The organism is Hyphomonas sp. UBA4494 (genome assembly GCF_002388935.1).
In the GTDB taxonomy this organism is placed as follows: domain Bacteria; phylum Pseudomonadota; class Alphaproteobacteria; order Caulobacterales; family Hyphomonadaceae; genus Hyphomonas.
In genome coordinates this window covers 51,535-69,275 of sequence record NZ_DGNK01000029.1, presented here as the reverse complement: position 1 = coordinate 69,275, position 17,741 = coordinate 51,535, and the positions used below count along the sequence as shown (strand labels likewise).

At 59.5% G+C, this 17,741-nt stretch carries 18 protein-coding genes; 8 read left to right on the top strand and 10 right to left on the bottom strand.

From position 1 onward, the window contains the following. Nucleotides 1-254: 254 nt before the first annotated feature. The 4 genes from B2P82_RS10805 to B2P82_RS10790 form a co-directional block, all read right to left on the bottom strand. Nucleotides 255-1,013, bottom strand: coding sequence for a GGDEF domain-containing protein (locus B2P82_RS10805; protein ID WP_290497020.1), 759 nt, complete (start codon nt 1,011-1,013; stop codon nt 255-257). Between the two features lie 176 nt (nt 1,014-1,189). Continuing rightward, nucleotides 1,190-1,378, bottom strand: a complete 189-nt coding sequence (locus B2P82_RS10800; protein ID WP_034813151.1) for a hypothetical protein — start codon at nt 1,376-1,378, stop codon at nt 1,190-1,192. Nucleotides 1,379-1,450: 72 nt separating this feature from the next. Continuing rightward, complete coding sequence (locus tag B2P82_RS10795; protein ID WP_290497019.1) at nt 1,451-1,651, bottom strand: hypothetical protein; 201 nt, start codon at nt 1,649-1,651, stop codon at nt 1,451-1,453. A 164-nt stretch (nt 1,652-1,815) separates the two neighbouring features. Beyond that, complete coding sequence (locus tag B2P82_RS10790) at nt 1,816-2,028, bottom strand: hypothetical protein (RefSeq protein ID WP_206991745.1); 213 nt, start codon at nt 2,026-2,028, stop codon at nt 1,816-1,818. 146 nt (nt 2,029-2,174) lie between these two features. On the opposite strand from B2P82_RS10790, the gene hisF reads away from it, so the two are divergent. Further along, nucleotides 2,175-2,936 (top strand): imidazole glycerol phosphate synthase subunit HisF, encoded by a 762-nt coding sequence (gene hisF, locus B2P82_RS10785; protein ID WP_290485183.1) that lies wholly within the window; start codon nt 2,175-2,177, stop codon nt 2,934-2,936. A gap of 82 nt (nt 2,937-3,018) precedes the next feature. Then, nucleotides 3,019-3,435 carry a GFA family protein gene (locus B2P82_RS10780; protein ID WP_206991743.1) on the top strand — a complete coding sequence of 139 codons (417 nt, stop codon included), beginning with the start codon at nt 3,019-3,021 and terminating at the stop codon, nt 3,433-3,435. On the opposite strand, the gene B2P82_RS10775 is transcribed toward B2P82_RS10780, so the two are convergent. After that, the gene (locus B2P82_RS10775) at nt 3,432-4,247 is read right to left on the bottom strand and encodes a crotonase/enoyl-CoA hydratase family protein (RefSeq protein ID WP_290497018.1); all 816 of its coding nucleotides are present in this window, start codon (nt 4,245-4,247) and stop codon (nt 3,432-3,434) included. The two genes, B2P82_RS10780 and B2P82_RS10775, sit on opposite strands and share 4 nt — an antisense overlap. A gap of 109 nt (nt 4,248-4,356) precedes the next feature. Here B2P82_RS10775 and hisE point away from each other — a divergent pair, with 109 nt between their 5' ends. Beyond that, complete coding sequence (gene hisE, locus B2P82_RS10770; protein WP_290497017.1) at nt 4,357-4,707, top strand: phosphoribosyl-ATP diphosphatase; 351 nt, start codon at nt 4,357-4,359, stop codon at nt 4,705-4,707. Further along, a complete protein-coding gene (locus tag B2P82_RS10765) occupies nt 4,700-5,119 on the top strand; it encodes a hypothetical protein (protein WP_290497016.1) in 420 nt (139 codons plus the stop codon). The genes hisE and B2P82_RS10765 overlap by 8 nt, the downstream gene beginning before the upstream one ends. Before the next feature lie 133 nt (nt 5,120-5,252). Here B2P82_RS10765 and B2P82_RS10760 read toward each other — a convergent pair whose 3' ends face one another. Both B2P82_RS10760 and B2P82_RS10755 read right to left on the bottom strand, forming a co-directional pair. Continuing rightward, a complete protein-coding gene (locus B2P82_RS10760) occupies nt 5,253-5,576 on the bottom strand; it encodes a hypothetical protein (protein WP_290497015.1) in 324 nt (107 codons plus the stop codon). A 2-nt stretch (nt 5,577-5,578) separates the two neighbouring features. After that, nucleotides 5,579-6,313, bottom strand: coding sequence for a DUF6065 family protein (locus B2P82_RS10755; protein ID WP_290480282.1), 735 nt, complete (start codon nt 6,311-6,313; stop codon nt 5,579-5,581). 58 nt (nt 6,314-6,371) lie between these two features. On the opposite strand from B2P82_RS10755, the gene B2P82_RS10750 reads away from it, so the two are divergent. Continuing rightward, the gene (locus tag B2P82_RS10750) at nt 6,372-6,881 is read left to right on the top strand and encodes a prolyl-tRNA synthetase associated domain-containing protein (protein WP_290497014.1); all 510 of its coding nucleotides are present in this window, start codon (nt 6,372-6,374) and stop codon (nt 6,879-6,881) included. 82 nt (nt 6,882-6,963) lie between these two features. On the opposite strand, the gene B2P82_RS10745 is transcribed toward B2P82_RS10750, so the two are convergent. Further along, nucleotides 6,964-9,471: a TonB-dependent receptor gene (locus B2P82_RS10745; protein ID WP_290497013.1), complete on the bottom strand. Its 2,508-nt coding sequence runs from the start codon at nt 9,469-9,471 to the stop codon at nt 6,964-6,966. Between the two features lie 265 nt (nt 9,472-9,736). Here B2P82_RS10745 and B2P82_RS10740 point away from each other — a divergent pair, with 265 nt between their 5' ends. After that, complete coding sequence (locus tag B2P82_RS10740; protein WP_290497012.1) at nt 9,737-11,245, top strand: tetratricopeptide repeat-containing sulfotransferase family protein; 1,509 nt, start codon at nt 9,737-9,739, stop codon at nt 11,243-11,245. 62 nt (nt 11,246-11,307) lie between these two features. Then, complete coding sequence (locus B2P82_RS10735) at nt 11,308-12,324, top strand: aldo/keto reductase (RefSeq protein WP_290497011.1); 1,017 nt, start codon at nt 11,308-11,310, stop codon at nt 12,322-12,324. An 82-nt stretch (nt 12,325-12,406) separates the two neighbouring features. On the opposite strand, the gene B2P82_RS10730 is transcribed toward B2P82_RS10735, so the two are convergent. Beyond that, the gene (locus tag B2P82_RS10730; RefSeq protein ID WP_290497010.1) at nt 12,407-14,872 is read right to left on the bottom strand and encodes a DNA translocase FtsK; all 2,466 of its coding nucleotides are present in this window, start codon (nt 14,870-14,872) and stop codon (nt 12,407-12,409) included. A 272-nt stretch (nt 14,873-15,144) separates the two neighbouring features. Here B2P82_RS10730 and B2P82_RS10725 point away from each other — a divergent pair, with 272 nt between their 5' ends. After that, the gene (locus tag B2P82_RS10725) at nt 15,145-16,152 is read left to right on the top strand and encodes a fasciclin domain-containing protein (RefSeq protein ID WP_290497009.1); all 1,008 of its coding nucleotides are present in this window, start codon (nt 15,145-15,147) and stop codon (nt 16,150-16,152) included. 83 nt (nt 16,153-16,235) lie between these two features. On the opposite strand, the gene amtB is transcribed toward B2P82_RS10725, so the two are convergent. Next, complete coding sequence (gene amtB, locus B2P82_RS10720) at nt 16,236-17,615, bottom strand: ammonium transporter AmtB (RefSeq protein WP_290480276.1); 1,380 nt, start codon at nt 17,613-17,615, stop codon at nt 16,236-16,238. Nucleotides 17,616-17,741: the final 126 nt, after the last annotated feature.

The following is a 17,741-nucleotide window of genomic DNA, read 5'->3' as shown; positions in this document are numbered from 1 at the left end:
CCGAAGATACCTGCGCAGGCAGGTATCCATCTCCTGAAGCTGCCTCATGCACATGGGGAGGCGTTCCGAGATGGACCCCTGCCTACGCAGGGGTCATCGGGGGGGGGGAGGAGTGGTCTCTCTGCGACGAACCGTATCCTCGGCGCATGCCGGCGTCTCCTGCCGAAGCCAGCCGGACGAGACTCCGGCATGCGCCGGAGAGGCGGGGAGAGGAGGCCGAAATGTGGGAACGCTTCAGCGCTTGGAAAGGCAGCCTAGGCCGCGAACATTTCCGGGTCGCTGTCGGGGTGGTCAAAGCTCATTGCGCGATTCTTGCCGAAGCGTTTGGCGGCGTAGAGCCCCTTGTCGGCGCGCGATAGCAGGGTCGAGATTTCGCGGCTGTCATGGTCCTTGCAATAGCCGAGGCTGATCGTGACGGTCAGCTCACCTATCGGAGTCTGGATCGGTTCGGCGGCCACATCCCGCACCAGCCGACCGAGCGCGCGATAGGCCACGACCTCGCTGGAGAACATGCCCGCAATGGAAAACTCTTCCCCGCCCAGACGGGCGACGAGGCAATCCTCTGGCACTTTTGCGTTCAGCCTGACCGCGATCTCTCGCAGGACATGGTCGCCCACATCATGGCCGTGGGAATCATTCACCCGCTTGAAATTGTCGATGTCGGCAATGGCACAGAAGAAGGGCCGCCCGACGAAATGTGCGCGGGTCTGGAGCTGGCGCGCAGCCTCGAAAAAGGCGCGCCGATTGGGCAGGCCGGTCAGCTCGTCCTTGTGCGCGATCTTGTAATTCTGTTCTGCCAGGCGATAGACCCTGAGCCGGGTACGCAACATGATGAAGCTGAGCGTGGGGCAAATGATCAGGGGCAGGATCGTGGCAAATGCCATCGCCGCCGGGCCGCTGATCGAGCCATAGGCCTGGATCCAGAGATAGACGGGCGTGACAACGCACATCAAGACCAGAAGCGTGACCAGCACGCCGAGCCGTATGGCCCAGGCAATATTTCTATCAGGCATCCGCAACAGCGCCCCTCCCACACGAGACCTTTCGCAGAACGCTGTTAAGATTGCCGCTCACTGGGCGCGTAAATCGCGCCGGTCCCGTTAAGACCCTGCTAAGCAACAGGATGTGGGCGGACAAAAAAGACCGGCCCTGTTGGGGGGCCGGTCTGTTGTCGTTATTACAGGGGGGCTCAGCGCACCGCGCGGCGTGGCTTGTTGGCCACGCTGGTGACGTGCTCGGACACTGCCGGAATAAGGCGCGGGCCATTATGGGAGCGGCGGCCCATGAAGTTCAGGGCCGCGCGTTTGGCGACTTGCCCAGCGCCAGCCGTGAGGGCGGCGGTTGCGGCGGCGATGGCGGCTTGTTTCCAGAGTTTCATGGGCGAGCTCCTTGTGCGTTATGGGATTACCCTATCAATGCGCGCGACCGCCTGCCGGTTCCGTGATATCACCTAGCGACGGCCCAGCACGGGCGGCATCATGCGGCGTGTGCGCAGGGCATGGGCGACGTCCGAGAGCGCGGGCGCATCGGGCGCGCGGTCAAACTCGCTATCGCCGAGACGCGCATGGCGCAGGCCCTGTCGCAGGAAGGTTTCTTTCGGGTGCATTGCGGCCGCGTCGGCGGCTCGGCGCATGGTTTTGGAAAGATTCATATCGTGTCTCCCTTGCTTTGTGGTGCGAGGGCGGGCGGAGGCCCGCCATGAAGGACGTATAGCACAGGAGGCGCAGCGACTTGAGTGAAACCCTTGTCAGGATGGCGCGCACGAAAAAGGGCCGCATAGGCTGCGGCCCCTGTTTCATCTGTTGGTCTGGCCTATCAGTGCGCGGTGACCGGATCGCCATGGGGGCTGGAGACGCCCTTGTGCTGGCGGAATTGGCTGGATGTGTCTGCGCCGTTCGTGGCTTGGGTATTGCTTTCATCCTGGCGGCGCTCGCGGAGGAATTTGCGGCCGTATTTCTGGCCGGCAAAGGCGGCCCCTGCAGCGCTCAGGACTCCGGCAGCGATCATCAATTGGTTGCGGCGTTTCATAGGTGGGTCTCCTGTGGTTCGCGTTATTCATGCGCGGCAGAATTGCCATCGCATTCCCCCAATCAATGCGTGGCCCCGGCCCCCTGTTCCGTTACATACCTGCAAGGCGCTTCCCTTCCGGGCGCGTGGACGCTAAAGCCCACCTCATGAGCCTGAAGACCCGTATCATTCCTTGTCTCGACGTGAAGGACGGGCGCACCGTCAAGGGCGTCAATTTCGTTGACCTGAAAGACGCGGGCGACCCCGTGGCGCTGGCGAAAGCCTATGATGCGCAGGGGGCGGACGAGCTGTGCTTTCTCGACATTTCCGCCACGCATGAGGGCCGGGGCACGCTGATGGACATTGTTTCGGCAACAGCGGAGCAATGTTTCATGCCGCTGACCGTGGGCGGCGGGGTGCGCAGCGCGGAAGACCTGGTGGCCCTGTTGCGTGCGGGCGCCGACAAGGTGGCGATCAATTCCGCCGCCGTGGCCGACCCTGGCGTGATCGCGCGCTGCGCAGCGAAAGCGGGAAGCCAGGCGGTCGTCGTGGCAATTGATGCGCGCGCCGTGGGCGACCATTGGGAAATCTTCACGCATGGCGGGCGCAAAGAGACCGGCATTGACGCGGTGGCCTTTGCCAGGGAAGCCGAGGCGCGCGGGGCCGGGGAAATCCTGCTGACCAGCATGGATCGGGACGGCACCAAATCCGGATACGACCTGCCCCTGTTGAAAGCAATCACCGGCGCGGTGAACATTCCCGTCATCGCCAGTGGCGGGGCAGGCAAGGTGGAAGACCTCGCCCCCGCCGTGATCGAGGGCGGGGCGACGGCGGTGTTGGCTGCCTCGATCTTCCATTTCGGCGAAGCGACGATTGCCGAGGCCCGCGCCGCACTGGCCGCAGCCGGAGCGCCTGTCCGCCCCCTCTGACGAAATCGTCACAAAGCCTTCAATTGAGATATGGCCGCATTGGCGTAGGCTGGCCTCCTTATACAAACAGGAGGGAGCGATCATGAAAGGCCATTGTCTATGCGGCGCGGTGACGATCACGGTGCCGGACATCAACGAGGTGGCAGTTTGCCATTGCGCGACGTGCCGACGCTGGGGCGGCGGGCCGCTGTTCACGGTCGACCATGACGGCAAGCTGGAGATCGAAGGCGAGGACCATATCGCCGACTACCAGTCCTCGGACTGGGCCGAGCGGGCCTTCTGCAAGACCTGTGGCAGCCATCTCTACTACCACCTCAAATTCCACGACCATTTCGCCCTGTCGGCCGGCCTGTTTCAGGAGGCCGACCTGTCAAAGCTGTCGCAGCAGATCTTCATCGACGAGAAAGCCGCCTATTATGATCTGGCCAATGACACGCCGATGCTGACGGGCGAAGAAGCCTTTGCCGCGTTTGAGGCCGCAAATGGCGAGAGCGACTAGTCGGTAAAGGCCGGCTTGCGTTTCTGCATTTCCGCAAATACCGCTTCCATCTGATTCGGTGTACGGATGATCTTGTCCTGCTCGACCGATTCCGCCATCAGGAGTTCGGCGTCGGTGGCATCCTGAATGGAATTGAAGATGCGTTTGGAGGCCTTGATCGCGTCCGGGTTCTTCAGCGCGATTTGCTTGGCGAGCGCCATCGCATCATCCAGCGGATTGTCGGAGACATGGGTGGCAAAACCCATTTCCTGCGCTTCGGTGCCGTTGAAGATCCGGTTCGTATAGGTCAGTTCGCGCAGCACATCGTCACGGACATTGCCGCGCCAGAGCGGGAAACCCGCCATGTCGGGCACGAGGCCCCATTTCAGTTCCATGATGGCGCAACGTGTGTCTGGATGGACAAAGCGAATATCGGCGCCGGAGAGAATCTGGAAGCCGCCCCCAAAGGCCACACCATGCGCAGCGGCGATGACCGGCGCCGGAATCTCACGCCAGCCCCAGGCGACATATTGCGCGCGATTGGCGATGCCGTGCGTGCGGTCGGACAAGGTGTTCTTGCTGCCGGTGACGCTCTTGGACTCGTCGCTGCCGGAATCGCTGCCGAGGCTGGACAGGTCCAGCCCGGCGCAGAAGGCGCGGCCTTCACCTGAGACGACCACGGCGCGCAGGCCCTTTGTCTCTTTCAGCTGGGCAATCGCCTCATTGATGCCGTCAAACATGGCGGGGTCGAGGGCGTTCATCTTGTCAATGCGGATGAAGCGAACGTCGGCGATGCCGTCGTCCAGCATGGTAATGGAGACCCGGTCTTTCATGACATTCTTCCTGATCTGGTGGCGTTTCCTGAGGTTAAAGTGCGCCAGTAAGGCCTCGCGTCAAGCGCCCGCGCTTCCTCACGTCGCGTAAGTGCGCTAAGCCAAGGCCATGACAGATCTCGGCTCCCCTGACCGCCTGGCTGCGGCTCTCGCCCATCTTGGCACCACGATCGACGCGCGCGCGAAAGAGGGCGATGCCTCCAACTCGTGGACCGCGAAACTACTGTCCAAAGGGCCGGAAGCTTGCGCGGAGAAGGTGCATGAAGAAGGCATGGAACTGGCCGAAGCGGTGCGCCGCGAGAGCGATGCGCATGTGGCGAGCGAAGCGGCTGATGTGCTGTATCACGCCTTCGTCGCGCTGAGATCGCGGGGCGTCAGTCTGGATGCTGTGGCGGCTGCGCTGGAAAAGCGGCAGGGCACCAGCGGGATTGACGAGAAGGCAGGGCGGGCGGATGAGTGACCTCTTCGAATACGACCCCGAGACACGCACGCTCCGCTTCCTGCATCCGTATGCCGAAACCGTACTCAGCGGCTGGCTGACACGCGGCAAGTTCGGCGACTATCTGGATGACATCCTGCTGCTGAACGACTCCCTTGCGCGTCTCTTGCAGGATCTTTCTGTCGCCTTGCCAAAACTGTCCAAGCCAACACGGCCCCAGGAAGGTATCCGGCAGGACCCGGCGCTTCTGTTCGCCATCGGTGATCGGATCGCCAGTCATGGCGATACGATAGGCTGGTGGCAGAAATCGCCTGACGAACAACGGACATTCATTAGCTCTGTTGTCGCTGCACCGCATGTCTTCTGCGAGGAGGACATCGACCTCATTCTGCAGAGTATCGATAACGCCGCCACAGAGCGAGGCGGCTTGTGAAACAGGCCAGCCCGGAGCAGGGCTAGATCACCCGCTCCAAATAGATCACTTCCTTCTCACCTCACAGCCGAACGTCTCATAGCGGGTCGAGAAAAGCGCAAAGGCACGCTCCGCAGGACTGTCCACGGGCAATTCAAAGCGCATGCCGGATCCACATGATCGCCGGCACCCAGACCGTGGCGTAACCAATTGCCGTTGCAAGATACTCGGTCCAAGGGGTGTTCTTGTCGAACAGGCCTCCCAAAGCGGAACCAAATATCATGTCAGCTCCGCCAAGCAGTGCTATCATAGCCCCAGCAAAGGCGCCGATCCCGACAGCATCGAGAATGTCGGCGCCACTGAACCCATTCAGGACAGCATAGCCGAGGCCCAGAAGTGCGCAAACACCGATGAGGATGAATGGCAACGCAGCCCCTAGCAGGAAACTCTTGAGAAGAGAGACTCGCGTGCTGCGCACTCTTAAACCTCTTTAGGGGCTTTCAGGCGGCGTTTGGTTTGGTGGGTATCGGCTTTGTCGCCCGTGGGTTTTTCGCCGCGCATATAGTGGCGCTGCCAGCGTTCCTTCATGGCGTTTTCTTCGCCTGTCTTCAGGCGCTTGTTGAAGTCTGACCGGCTTTCGGTCCAGGCATTATATTCCTTCACCAATTCCGTGTTCGAGCGCAGCAGCTTCCGCTCCGGTTCGATCTCTTCCAGCTTCTTGTGCTCCATCAGCGTGATGAAGGCGAAGGGCTCGTCCTTTTCGAAGATCACTTCGCCGGGGCGCGTCATCTGCCAGTTCATTGTGAACGGGAAGGGCAGCCAGTCGGTCTCGACCAGGCCCGTCAGCGGATAGATGCCATCCTTTGGCCAGTTTGGCGGACCCGTGACCCAGACGCCCCAACCGGGCGGCGTGCGGAACAGATGGCCGGTATGGAAGGTGACGATGCCGCGCATGAAATGCGCATCGGCAAAGCTGGAAATTGCGTTCGGGTCGCCGCGCGTCAGGATCTGGATGTCTTCATTGCGCGTGCCGCCATTCCATTTGATCTTGATGTCCATCGGGCAGAGCAATTCCCAGCCGGTGGAATTGGCCATGGTCAGCGGCAGGCAGCGATAGGGATGGCGATCTGTGAAGGCGTCCATCCAGTCGCGATTGGAGCGCGCGGGCACCATTTGTGGCGCGACGTCGTAGATCTTGTAGCAATCGAGATGCATGAAGCGGTATCCAGAGCAGTGCTTGACGGGAGGCTAAAGTCTTGGCCCAAAGGACGCCATGACCGCAACCCCTGATGATCTCTTTGCCTATCTGGATGAATTGGGCGTCGCCCATACAACACATTGGCACGATGCCGTGTTTACGGTGGATGAGGGGCGGGAGTTGAAAGCCTCCATGCCCGGCGGACACACCAAGAACCTGTTCCTGACCGACAAGGATGGCGCCATCATCCTGATCGCGGCGGAGGCACATTCAGAGCTCAAGCTGAACCGGCTTCATCGCCTGATCGGCACGCGGCGGCTGTCGTTTGGTTCACCCGATCTGATGGAGGAAGTGCTGGGCGTGACACCGGGATCGGTGACGGCATTTGCCCTGATGAATGATACAAGCGGGCGCGTGCGTTTCCTGGTCGATGCCGCGCTGCTGGATCACGATCCGGTAAACTTTCACCCGCTGACCAATACCGGGACCACGGCGATTGCGCGGGATGATCTGGAGCGGTTTGCCCGCGCGACGGGGCATGGGTTTGAAGTGGTGGACTTTACCCAATTGCTGGACGAAGTCTGAAAAAGGGCAGGCCTGAAACAGGGAGGGGCCGCCCATGACAGGCGACCCCGGGGATTGACCTTTGGAACAGTCAGGAAGTTGACTATTCAAACGTATATTTGAACCGCACACCGATCGAACGCGGCGCGCCGACATGGGTGTAGTAGGTCCGTTGATAGACCGGGCCGCCCGCATCATCAGACAGAACCTGATTGTAGAGATTCGTGCCGACGACGCCGGTCTCGTAGAACTCGTCAAAGAGGTTGTTGACGAAGAAGGTCGCCTGCCAGTCGCCCGTGTCATATACGGCAGAGACATTGGCCAGCCCGAAGGAATCGAGCGTCAAACCATCGCCGAGGCCACCCGTGCGGCTGAGCACATCGCCCTGCCATGTGTAGCCGGCATTGAAGGCAACTTCCGCGCCATTTTCGAGCGGCATGACATAGGTGCCGAAGACTGCGAACTGATCTTCCGGAGAGCCGGGCAGGCGGTCGCCGTCGCTGCCGTCCAGCAAGACCGATCCGAAGCCCGGAGGCGAGATCGTGCCGACAAGGCCCGGTGCATCCGCGGTGAGCGTTGCTTCGGAATGACTATAGCTGCCGCGTACGGAGAGGTTCTCATTGACTGCCCAGGCGCCATTGACCTCAAAGCCTTTGGACTCCGCGCCTTCGGCATTGACCGTGATCGGAATGGACGCGTTGATTGTGGCAGAACTCAGCTGCGGATCGGTCCATTCGATATAGTAGACTGCGCCGTTCAGGGTGACCCGCCCATCCATCAGGGTCGACTTGAAGCCAAGCTCGTAATTGGTGGTCGTGTCAGGACCGAATTGCGATTCGTCCCGCGTGGAAACGTCGCCAGCCCCCGGACCGAATTGCTGTCCCGGTAGCAGTGCACATGCGCCTTGCTGGTTGTTGGTCGGATCATAGGCCGGGCAAACGCCAATGCCGTTCGAGTTACCAATCCGGTAGCCTTCGCTGACCGTGAAGTAGCCGAGGACATCATCCGTCACCTGATAAGAGGTGTTGAACTTAAACAGGGTGCCATCATCAGACTGGCTGGTCCGCTCTGTGCCATTCGGGCTGCCGGCTGCGAAGTCAGACTTCAGGCTGTCTTCCATATCGCTGATGCCAACGGGCTGGAGATAGTTCGGACCGCTATCGAAGAGCGGGAAATCGACATCGCTGAACGATTCCAGATCATACTCATAATAGCGCCCCCCGACCGTGACGGTCCAGCGGTCGGTGATGTCAAATCCAACTTCCCCAAACAGCGCTGCTTCCTCCAGTGAAGAATAGAACTGGGAATAGTATTCTAGGTCATCCGGGCGGTCGAAGCCGACATAGTCCGCATATCCCGGCGTGTATTCCTGGGAATAAGAGGTCACATCGGAATTGTTGTAGAACGCACCGACGATCCAGTTGAACCGGCTGTCAGTCGTCGAAACGAGACGGACTTCCTGGTTGAATGTGTTTTCGCGGCCCTTCTCATGCGTGAAGGAGGTGAAGGTCGGGAACAGTTCATAGCTGTATTCGAGCGAGATCAGGAGGTCGGTCTGGTCGCGCTGGCCATTGTCGTCGAACCGGGAATAGCCGGTGGCGGAGGTCAGCTCCGCAAAGCCGAGATCGGCTGTCAGCTCAAGCGCCAGCAACTGGTTGGTAATCTCGTTCGGTTCTTCGACACGTTTGGCCAGTTCGTATTTCCCGGTCTGGAGCGTGTTGCGCCAGCTGGAGCCCTGACGGCCATCGATTTCGGACTTCTGGTAATAATAGGTCGCCGTCCCATCGAGCCACTCAGTTGGCTCCCAGCGCGCAGCGAGACGGCCAGAAACGGTCCGCTCGCCATTCGCATCCGTGACGCCGCGCAAATTGGACGCAACATCAGCCGGGTCAGAAAAGTCCGGGTCCGGATCAGATACACCGATTTCCTGCACGATGTATGGATAGTCGATGAAACCGGAATCGTCTTCGTAGTCGACCGAGCCACGGATCGCAAAGTTTGGCGCAAACGTCTTGTTGAAGGTCAAGCCGGTTTCATAGCTGAGCGATGCTGCTTCGGAATATTTTGAGAATTCCGACCGCACTTCCAGTAGGTCGCCATCAAAATCCGGCTTGTTCGGGATGTAACGGATTGCGCCGCCAAGCGTACCGGCGCCGTAAAGTGTGCCTTGTGGCCCAAGCAGGACTTCCACGCGCTGAAGGTCATTCAGCTTGAGATCCACAAAAAGCGGGATCTCGCCGAGATAGGTGGCAACCGTGCCGCCGCCATCATTGTTGCCGTCACCGGAGCCGAGGCCATCTGCATTCAGACCACGAACAATAACGGGGTTGCCCTGACGGCCACCGCGATCAACGACGTTGATACCCGGTACATAAGCCAGCACATCTGCCAGTTCGTCAAAGCCTTGCTCTTCGATCTGCTCGCCGCCAAGGGCCGCGATGTTCAGCGGGATATCCTGGACGCTTTCGGCGCGGCGGGTGGCGGTGACCGTAATGGTCTGGGCGCGCAATTCGCTGTCGCTGGACGGTTCTTCCTGGGCGCTGGCACCCATGGCAAGGCCTGTCGCAAGCACGACAAGACTGGTCTGCCGTAGTAGACTGGATTTAGACATTTGTAGAAACTCCTATAGTTCCTACCTCACCTCCAACATTAGGAAGCAGGGAAGAATTTGGCACAAGCGACCGTCCCACACGGCAGCACATTTATGTCCTTGGCGTAATATTTTTGGCACAGAATTGCGCCTATACGGCTCAGTTGTAGAATGAAGGAACAATGCACTGACCAAAAATTGGGCATCTTCGGCAAATATTGGGCTACTGGACCGGGCGGCGAGCCATCTGGAAAAGAAGGCTTACAGGCATGCGCATGCCGACTGCATGGAGGCGCTGAAACGCGACCCCGGCGAGCCGCGCGCGTATTATCTACTGGGCATCCTGACCGCGGATCACGCCAATCATGCCAAGGCCATAGACCTGTTTGATCGTGCGCTGACACTCAGCCCACAGCACCCTGAAGTGCTCGCCCAAAAAGCGCGCAGTGAAATGGCACTTCTCAGGCGCGAATCGGCTGTACGGTCTGCGGATGCCGCCGCCGCGCTTGCGCCAGACGACGCCTTGACGCTCGACACGCTGGGGGTCGTCTACAGCCGCGCCGGACTGCATGACCGTTCTCTGGAATTCTACAAGCGGGCCACGGCGACCGCCCCAGATGTCTCTGCCTACCATTACAATCTCGGAGCGGCGCTTCAGTTTGTCGGACACATGGACGAAGCGCGGGAAGCTTATCGCAGATGCTTAATGCTGGATCCGGGCGAGACCCGCGCTCTGGCCGCAATCGTCCAGATCACGAAGCAGACCGAGGCCGACAACCAGATTGCCGAATTGAAAGCTGTGTTTCCCTCGGTCGCCCATAAAGCCGATGACGCGCTCCGCGTCGGCCATGCCCTCGCCAAGGCCTATGAAGATTTGAACCAACCAGCCGAAGCGATGGGCTGGCTGGCCAAAGCCAAATCAGCCAAATGGGCCGCTGTGCAGCACGATGCGGCGTTTGATGACGCCATTTTCGACGCGGCGAAAGCGACGACACAGCTGCCGCTGATGGGTGGCCATACCAGCGCGCAACCCATTTTCATTGTCGGCATGCCCCGGACGGGAACCACCCTGATCGACCGGATCCTGTCGAGCCATAGCGAGGTGACTTCGGCCGGAGAACTCGCCGATTTCGGGATCAGCCTGAAACACCTGTCAGGCACCCGATCAAAATACGTGCTGGATGTCGAAACGCTGGCGGCGGCCGGGCAAGTGGACCTTGCCGAGCTTGGCCGGATGTACATGCAACGCGTCGACGCCACGCTCGGCCTGAATGGGCGGTTCATCGACAAGCTGCCACTGAATGCGATTTACGCCCCCATCATTTTGGCGGCCCTGCCGGAAGCGCGGATCATCTGCCTCAGGCGGCATCCGGCGGACACAGTGCTCAGCAATTACAGGCAATTGTTTGCGACGCAGTTTCCCTATTACGACTACGCCCTGAACCTTGAAACCACGGCGCACTATTATGTCGGCTTTGACCGCATGATCCGGCATTTCAGCGAGACGCTTCCGGCAGGCCGGTTCACACAGGTTCATTATGAAGACGTGGTGGGCGACATCGAGGCCCAGACACGGAGACTGCTGGAGTTCTGCGGCCTGCCATTTGAGGCCCAATGCCTGGAATTTCACCAGAATGCCGCGCCGGTTGCGACCGCCAGTTCCGCGCAGGTGCGCGAGCCGCTCTATACCCGGGCGCTGGCCCGATGGAAGCGGTACGAGGCGCAGCTCACCCCGGCGCTCGATATATTGGAAGCGGCTGGCTGCATCGATGCCGCAGAGCGGGATATCCCCTAGGGCAATGCTGGCCATTCCAGCCCGACGCATTAGTGTCTTCCCGATAAGAGGGAGTCACCGCCATGAAACACCGCCGCCTTGGCAAGAGCGCCATTTACGTATCCGACATCTGCATGGGCACGATGACTTTCGGCGCCCAAACGGACGAAGCCGAAGCCCACAAGATTCTTGATGCCTGTTTCGAGGCTGGGATCAATTTCTATGACACCGCCGAGAACTACCCGGTGCCGCCAAAGCTTGAATGGGCTGGGCGGACCGAGGAAATCTTTGGCCGCTGGATGAAGACCAAAGACCGCGACCGCCTCATCGTGGCGACGAAGGTGTGCGGGCCGTCGCATGGCTGGATCAAGGGATCGCAGCGCGGCGAGATGACGGCGCTGGACCGGCATAATATCCGACGCGCCATCGATGCCAGCCTGACCCGGTTGCAAACCGACTATGTGGATCTCTACCAGACCCATTGGCCAGATCATGGCACGGACTTCGACGAAACGATGGAGACCCTTGATGATCTCGTTCGCGAAGGAAAAGTGCGCATCGTCGGCTGTAGCAATGAAGATGCCTGGGGCCTGATGAAGAGTATCGAGAGCTCCAACCGGCTCGGTACGGTGCGTTATCACACGATTCAGAACAATTTCAGCCTGAACAATCGCCGCTTTGAAGATGCATTGGCCAAAGTGTGTCGCCGCGAAGGTGTCAGCCTTATCCCTTATTCGCCGTTGGCAGGGGGCGTCTTGTCCGGCAAGTATCAGGATGGTGCCCTGCCCGAAGGCGCGCGTTTCTCAGCCTATTTGCAACATGGCGGGCGTCAGACCTTAATGGCCGGGCGGTTCGTCAACGAAAAGTCGCTGGAATCCACGCGGCGCTTCATGGACATCGCGAAGGATGCGGGCATGGCACCCGTGACGCTGGCCACAGCATGGTCGAAACAACATGATTTCGTCGCCTCCACCGTTGTCGGCGTGTCGAAATTCGATCAGTTGGCCGACATTCTCGCAGCCGCAGACCTGGAACTCTCCGCAGACGTGATGGAGGCGTGCGATGCCGTCACCAAAGACCAGATGTATCCAATGGGCTAGGGCCCGCAAATGAAATGAGCCCCCACCCGCTTCTGCGTCGGATGGAGGCTCGTCCTTTGTTTCCCACCAAAGCTCGTGGGATCTATTCGGGGCTTGGCCGCGCGCTTGCGAGAACTTCGCGCTTGCCGGCATGGTTCGGCGCAGAGATCGCGCCTTCTTCTTCGAGGCGATCGATTACGCCTGCAGCCTTGTTGTAGCCAATCTTGAGGCGGCGCTGCAGATAGGAGGTCGAGGCGCGCTGGTCGCGAACGACGATGGCAAGCGCCTGGGAATAGAGATCGTCGTCTTCGTCGCCGGTGCTCGTCCCGAGCATGGCATCCATGACGGCAGACCCCGTGGAGCCATCTTCGGGCGCTTCGAGCACGTCCATGACATAGTCGGGCTCGCCTTGTTCCTTGAGCCAGTCAACAACCGAGCCGACTTCCTCATCTGACACGAACGGGCCATGAAGGCGCTGGGATTTCTTGCCGGGGGCCTGATAGAGCAGGTCGCCCATACCGAGCAGCTGTTCGGCGCCTTGTTCGCCCAGGATCGTCCGTGAGTCGATCTTGGTCGTGACCATATAGGAAATCCGTGTCGGGAAGTTCGCTTTGATCGTACCCGTAATAACGTCTACGGATGGTCTCTGTGTTGCCGTGATCAAGTGAATACCAGCCGCACGGGCCATCTGGGCGAGGCGCTGGACGCAGCCTTCAATTTCCTTGCCTGCGACCATCATCAGGTCGGCCATCTCGTCGATCACAACAACAATATTCGGAATATGATCCGTTGGCAGAGATTCCGTTTCGTAGATTGGCTTGCCGCGCTCATCGAATCCGGTCTGGACCTTGCGGACAAGTTCGTCGCCATTGGCACGGTACTTGGCGGCCTTGTCATTGAAGCCAGCGAGGTTACGGACGCCCGCTTTTGACATCAGCTCATAGCGGCCTTCCATCTCGCGGACGGTCCACTGCAGGGCGTTCACGGCTTTCTTCGGATCGGTCACAACCGGCGCAAGCAGGTGTGGAATGCCCTCATAGATCGACAGTTCGAGCATTTTCGGATCGATCATGATGAAACGGCACTGTTCCGGCGAGTGACGATAGAGCAGGGACAGGATCATTGCGTTGACGCCGACCGACTTGCCCGAACCCGTCGTACCCGCAATCAGCAAGTGAGGCATCTTGGAAAGGTCGACCACGGTTGGCACGCCGCCAATGTCTTCGCCGAGCGCCATTGGCAGGCTGGCCCGTGTGCCGACATAGGCTTCGGCCTGAAGCAGCGTGCGCAGGTAAACCGTGTCGCGGTCTTCGTTTGGCAGCTCGATGCCAATCGCATTCTTGCCGGGAACCACCGCCACACGGGCAGAGATCGCGCTCATCGAGCGGGCAATGTCATCCGCCAGGGAAATCACACGGGAAGATTTGACGCCCGGAGCTGGTTCCATTTCGAACAGTGTAATGACCGGGCCGGGACGCACTTCCTTGATGCGGCCGCGTACACCGAATTCCTTCAGGACGTCGGTCAGGCGCGCAGCCTTCTCGAGCAGTGCATCTTCGTCCACCGTATCGCCGCGCTCTTCCGGCATCTGGAGCAAGTCGATCGAGGGCAGGCGCGTGGACTTGCGGCGGCGGTCCGATTTCGTCACACGGGGTTGGCTTGGCAGTTTCGGCTTGGAGACGGGTACGGACAGGCGACGCGTTTGAATCGGCGCGATCCCGTCATCTTCGTCTTCATACATGTCTTCATCATCAAGTGACGTCTCGTCTTCCTCATCATAGACTTCGTCTTCGTCATCATAGTCGACATCATAGGGGTCTGCGTCGACATATTCGTCGTCGCCCTTGATGACGCGTGCGCGTCCCGTATCGTGATCTGCGTCCAGCTCTTCGTCATCCAGATCGCGCGGCTTCGGCTTGAGGAAGGACACAACCGAAACCAGGAACCCACCAATGCCGGTGGCCTGACGTGCTGCATGACGTCCGGACTTGGTTGCCGCCTGATGAAGGAGGTGTGCATCGCGGCGTCGGAAACCCAGTGCCGACAGGGCGGCCCAAGCGGAGGCCGCGCCCAGGACGGCGCCCGCCCATGTGTTCGGAGATGGCAGCAGCAGCGCGCGGAACGGCATGGAGGCATAATAGAAGAGCGCATCACCCACGACGCCGCCAAGACCCGCCGACAATGGCCAGCTTTCCGGCACAGGCCAGGCGGCAAAGAAGGCGGCCGACAGTGGAACGAAAGCGAGGCCCGTCATCCAGCGGCGCAAACGCGGAACGCCGATCAGCACGGTGCGCATGGCGCCGCCGATCATCATGGCAAGACCCGCTGCCCAGGCAGACCAGCCAAGCATTTGACGGGACAAGTCCGCGAAGATGGCACCAGGGCCACTGAACAGATTCTGGACTTCTGCATCGGTGGCGGCGTTCCAGCTCGGATCGCTTGGCATGTAGGACCCCACGCTACCACATATGAAGACGCCTATTCCGAATGCCGCTGCCCCTGTGAGAATCCGCCAGACCGGGTCGCTGACGCTCGGGATATCGTCTTCGGTATAAACATAGTCTGTCATGAGGTGGGGCTGCTCCACTTGTGTCGCGGGAGCCATCACTTTGACCCAATACGCTTAACGCCCGGCAAATGCCGGTAAAACTTCTGCAGGAAGGCTGTTAATCTTTTGGACCTCGCGAAAACGGGCTCAAAACGAGCAAACCGTCGCGATTTGATCTGAATCAGCCAGGCTGATCCCGTATCTGCACGCGTATGTATTCTCCGTAATATAAGGAACCAGAGCCTCCACGGCCTCATTGATTGCGTGAGACCAACACCAAAGGAGAGCTCGATATGAAACGCACACTGATTATCCCCGCAACCATCGCCCTGTTAACGGGTATGGCCGCAACCGCGCAGGAACCTAACACAACCGACATGGACGTTAACGCCTCCGCCGAAATGGAAGAAAGTTCTGATGTTCAAAACATTGACGAGCTGTCGATTGACGAATTGAACGCACTTCAACTGAAGGTTCTGAAAGATCCGGCGGCATCCGACGCCACCAGCGATGTCCTCTTCACTGTCCAGTCCGATATGGATGTACCTGAACAGGCTTCTGCTGAATCCGACGACACAATGGTGATGGCACAGGCTGACACGACCACGAACGCGGAAATGGAGGCTGAGCAGACGACCGGTGCCACAGAAACATATGATCCCGCTATTACCAATCCGGAACAGACAGGCCCGGCAGGCGACACGAAATCCTATGAGTGGGACGAGACGCAATCTGCTGACGTGACGGCTGATGGCTCCGCTGAAGCAAATATGGACGCTTCGGTAACCGCAGAAACTGATATGGAAGTAGAGCCCGAAATCGGTATGGGCGGCCCGGACTATGCGTCAGAGACCGAGGCCATGGCTGATCTCGCCATGAAGGGCACGATTTCCGATATCGCCTCGGAAGATCCTCGCTTCACAACCCTGGTCGCTCTTGTAGAGCAGGCTGGCCTGACCGGTGAACTGGATAGCGACACCAAATACACAGTGTTTGCGCCGACCAATGCGGCTTTTGAAAAGCTCGACCCCGATCTGGTTTCAAAGCTGAAATCCGGTGAAGCAAATGACAAACTGACCGCAATCCTCAAAGCACACGTGGTCGAAGGCGAAACTCTGAGCAGCGATATCACCAATGGCGAAATGAATGTCGCTACGCTGGCTGGCTCTGACGTCGCCGTCACGAAGACGGACGACAGCGTGATGATCGACAATGCCACGGTTGTGGCGGCTGATATCCAGGCTTCGAACGGTGTTATTCATGCCGTCGATACAGTGATCATGCCGGACGATGAGTCCTAAGGACTGATCCTACCCCGCAAAGACCAATAAAAAGCCCCGACAGATTGCTCTGCCGGGGCTTTTCGTTGGGTAATCTTATGAACCTAGTTCGCAAATTCCGGATAGGCTTCGAGGCCGATTTCTGCCTTGTCGAGGCCCATCTCTTCTTCCTCGGCCGTCGGACGCACGCCGATGGTGAGTTTCAGGATGTACCAGACAATCGAAGAGGCGATCATCACGAAGACACCGGTCAGAACCACACCAACCAGCTGGCCAAGATAGCTTGGGTCACCCGCTTCATTCGGCGCGATGGCGTTCGTGTAGGAGAATGGGACGATCATCGTGCCCCAGATGCCGCAAACGAGGTGAGCCGGAATAGCGCCGACCACATCATCGATTTTCAGCTTGTCGAGCAGTGGCACGAAGATCACGACCAGGACGCCGCCCACACCACCGATCAGGACCGAAGCCAGCATGCTTGGTGCAAGCGGTTCTGCCGTAATGGACACAAGCCCACCGATAGCACCGTTGAACACCATGGTCGCGTCGACCTTGCCCTTGTAGAGGATGGCAGTCGTGAACATCGCCGCCATCACGCCGCCCGCAGCTGCGAGGTTTGTGTTCGCAAAGATCTGCGACACGGAGTTGATGTCTGCGGCCGTACCGGCTGCCAGTTGGGACGCACCGTTGAAGCCGAACCAACCGAACCACAGGATGAATGTACCCAGTGCGGCGAGCGGGATGTTGTTGCCCGGCATCGGATTGACCTGCTTGCCGAAATACTTGCCGATGCGAGGCCCGATGATGATGGCACCTGCGAGCGCCGCCCAGCCACCGGTCGAGTGGACCAGCGTAGAACCAGCGAAGTCAGAGAAGCCCCATGCGGAGTCGAGGTAGCCTGCACCCCATTCCCAAGACACGACGACCGGATAGATGAAAGCGGTAAGAATTGCGGTGAAGATCAGGAAAGGCCAGAGCTTCACGCGCTCTGCCACTGTACCGGATACGATGGACGCAGCTGTTGCGACAAACACCATCTGGAAGAACCAGTCGGAGGCCGGGGCATAGCCTGCGTCGCTTTCGACGCTCAGATCGCCACCATCCCAAGGTCCGGGTGTGGTGCCGAGCAGGCCGCCAATCGATTCAGCCGGATAGGCCATGTTGTAGCCGACGACCCAGAACATGAGACCGGCAATGGAATAGAGAGCGACGTTCTTGGTGGACTGCATGGCGGCGTTCTTGGAACGCACAAGCCCTGCTTCGAGCATGCAGAAACCTGCTGCCATCAGCATCACGATGATACCGCCGATCAGAAACAGGTAGCTGTTGTCGACATAGGCGCTGGCGCTTCCCGCTACGCCCTCTTCCAGCGCGGCAAGCCGCGCCTCGATGTCTGCATCCTGAGCGTAGGCGGCTGCCCCCGCCAATAGTGCGGCTGGCAGCAGCGCTGCTCCGCGTATGGTATTTTTTAGTAGTTGGCCCATCTGGCCCCTCCTTCGTCACGAGACTGCAGAGCTCGGGACCCCCCGTGCTCTCCCAGAACCGATATGATTGTGAGCTTGAGGGAATGTCGCACCACCATGGGGGCAGACCGGTTTTTCAGGTAAGGC

Bases quoted from the DNA above. Each gene is read 5' to 3' on its own strand.
- B2P82_RS10730 (WP_290497010.1), bottom strand. From the start codon at position 14,872: ATGACAGACTATGTTTATACCGAAGACGATATCCCGAGCGTCAGCGAC.
- B2P82_RS10780 (WP_206991743.1), top strand. From the start codon at position 3,019: ATGAAAGGCCATTGTCTATGCGGCGCGGTGACGATCACGGTGCCGGAC.
- B2P82_RS10755 (WP_290480282.1), bottom strand. From the start codon at position 6,313: ATGCATCTCGATTGCTACAAGATCTACGACGTCGCGCCACAAATGGTG.
- B2P82_RS10800 (WP_034813151.1), bottom strand. From the start codon at position 1,378: ATGAAACTCTGGAAACAAGCCGCCATCGCCGCCGCAACCGCCGCCCTC.
- B2P82_RS10805 (WP_290497020.1), bottom strand. From the start codon at position 1,013: ATGCCTGATAGAAATATTGCCTGGGCCATACGGCTCGGCGTGCTGGTC.
- B2P82_RS10775 (WP_290497018.1), bottom strand. From the start codon at position 4,247: ATGAAAGACCGGGTCTCCATTACCATGCTGGACGACGGCATCGCCGAC.
- B2P82_RS10765 (WP_290497016.1), top strand. From the start codon at position 4,700: ATGAGTGACCTCTTCGAATACGACCCCGAGACACGCACGCTCCGCTTC.
- B2P82_RS10750 (WP_290497014.1), top strand. From the start codon at position 6,372: ATGACCGCAACCCCTGATGATCTCTTTGCCTATCTGGATGAATTGGGC.
- amtB (WP_290480276.1), bottom strand. From the start codon at position 17,615: ATGGGCCAACTACTAAAAAATACCATACGCGGAGCAGCGCTGCTGCCA.
- B2P82_RS10725 (WP_290497009.1), top strand. From the start codon at position 15,145: ATGAAACGCACACTGATTATCCCCGCAACCATCGCCCTGTTAACGGGT.
- B2P82_RS10740 (WP_290497012.1), top strand. From the start codon at position 9,737: ATGGAGGCGCTGAAACGCGACCCCGGCGAGCCGCGCGCGTATTATCTA.
- hisE (WP_290497017.1), top strand. From the start codon at position 4,357: ATGACAGATCTCGGCTCCCCTGACCGCCTGGCTGCGGCTCTCGCCCAT.
- B2P82_RS10790 (WP_206991745.1), bottom strand. From the start codon at position 2,028: ATGAAACGCCGCAACCAATTGATGATCGCTGCCGGAGTCCTGAGCGCT.
- B2P82_RS10745 (WP_290497013.1), bottom strand. From the start codon at position 9,471: ATGTCTAAATCCAGTCTACTACGGCAGACCAGTCTTGTCGTGCTTGCG.
- B2P82_RS10795 (WP_290497019.1), bottom strand. From the start codon at position 1,651: ATGAATCTTTCCAAAACCATGCGCCGAGCCGCCGACGCGGCCGCAATG.
- B2P82_RS10735 (WP_290497011.1), top strand. From the start codon at position 11,308: ATGAAACACCGCCGCCTTGGCAAGAGCGCCATTTACGTATCCGACATC.
- hisF (WP_290485183.1), top strand. From the start codon at position 2,175: ATGAGCCTGAAGACCCGTATCATTCCTTGTCTCGACGTGAAGGACGGG.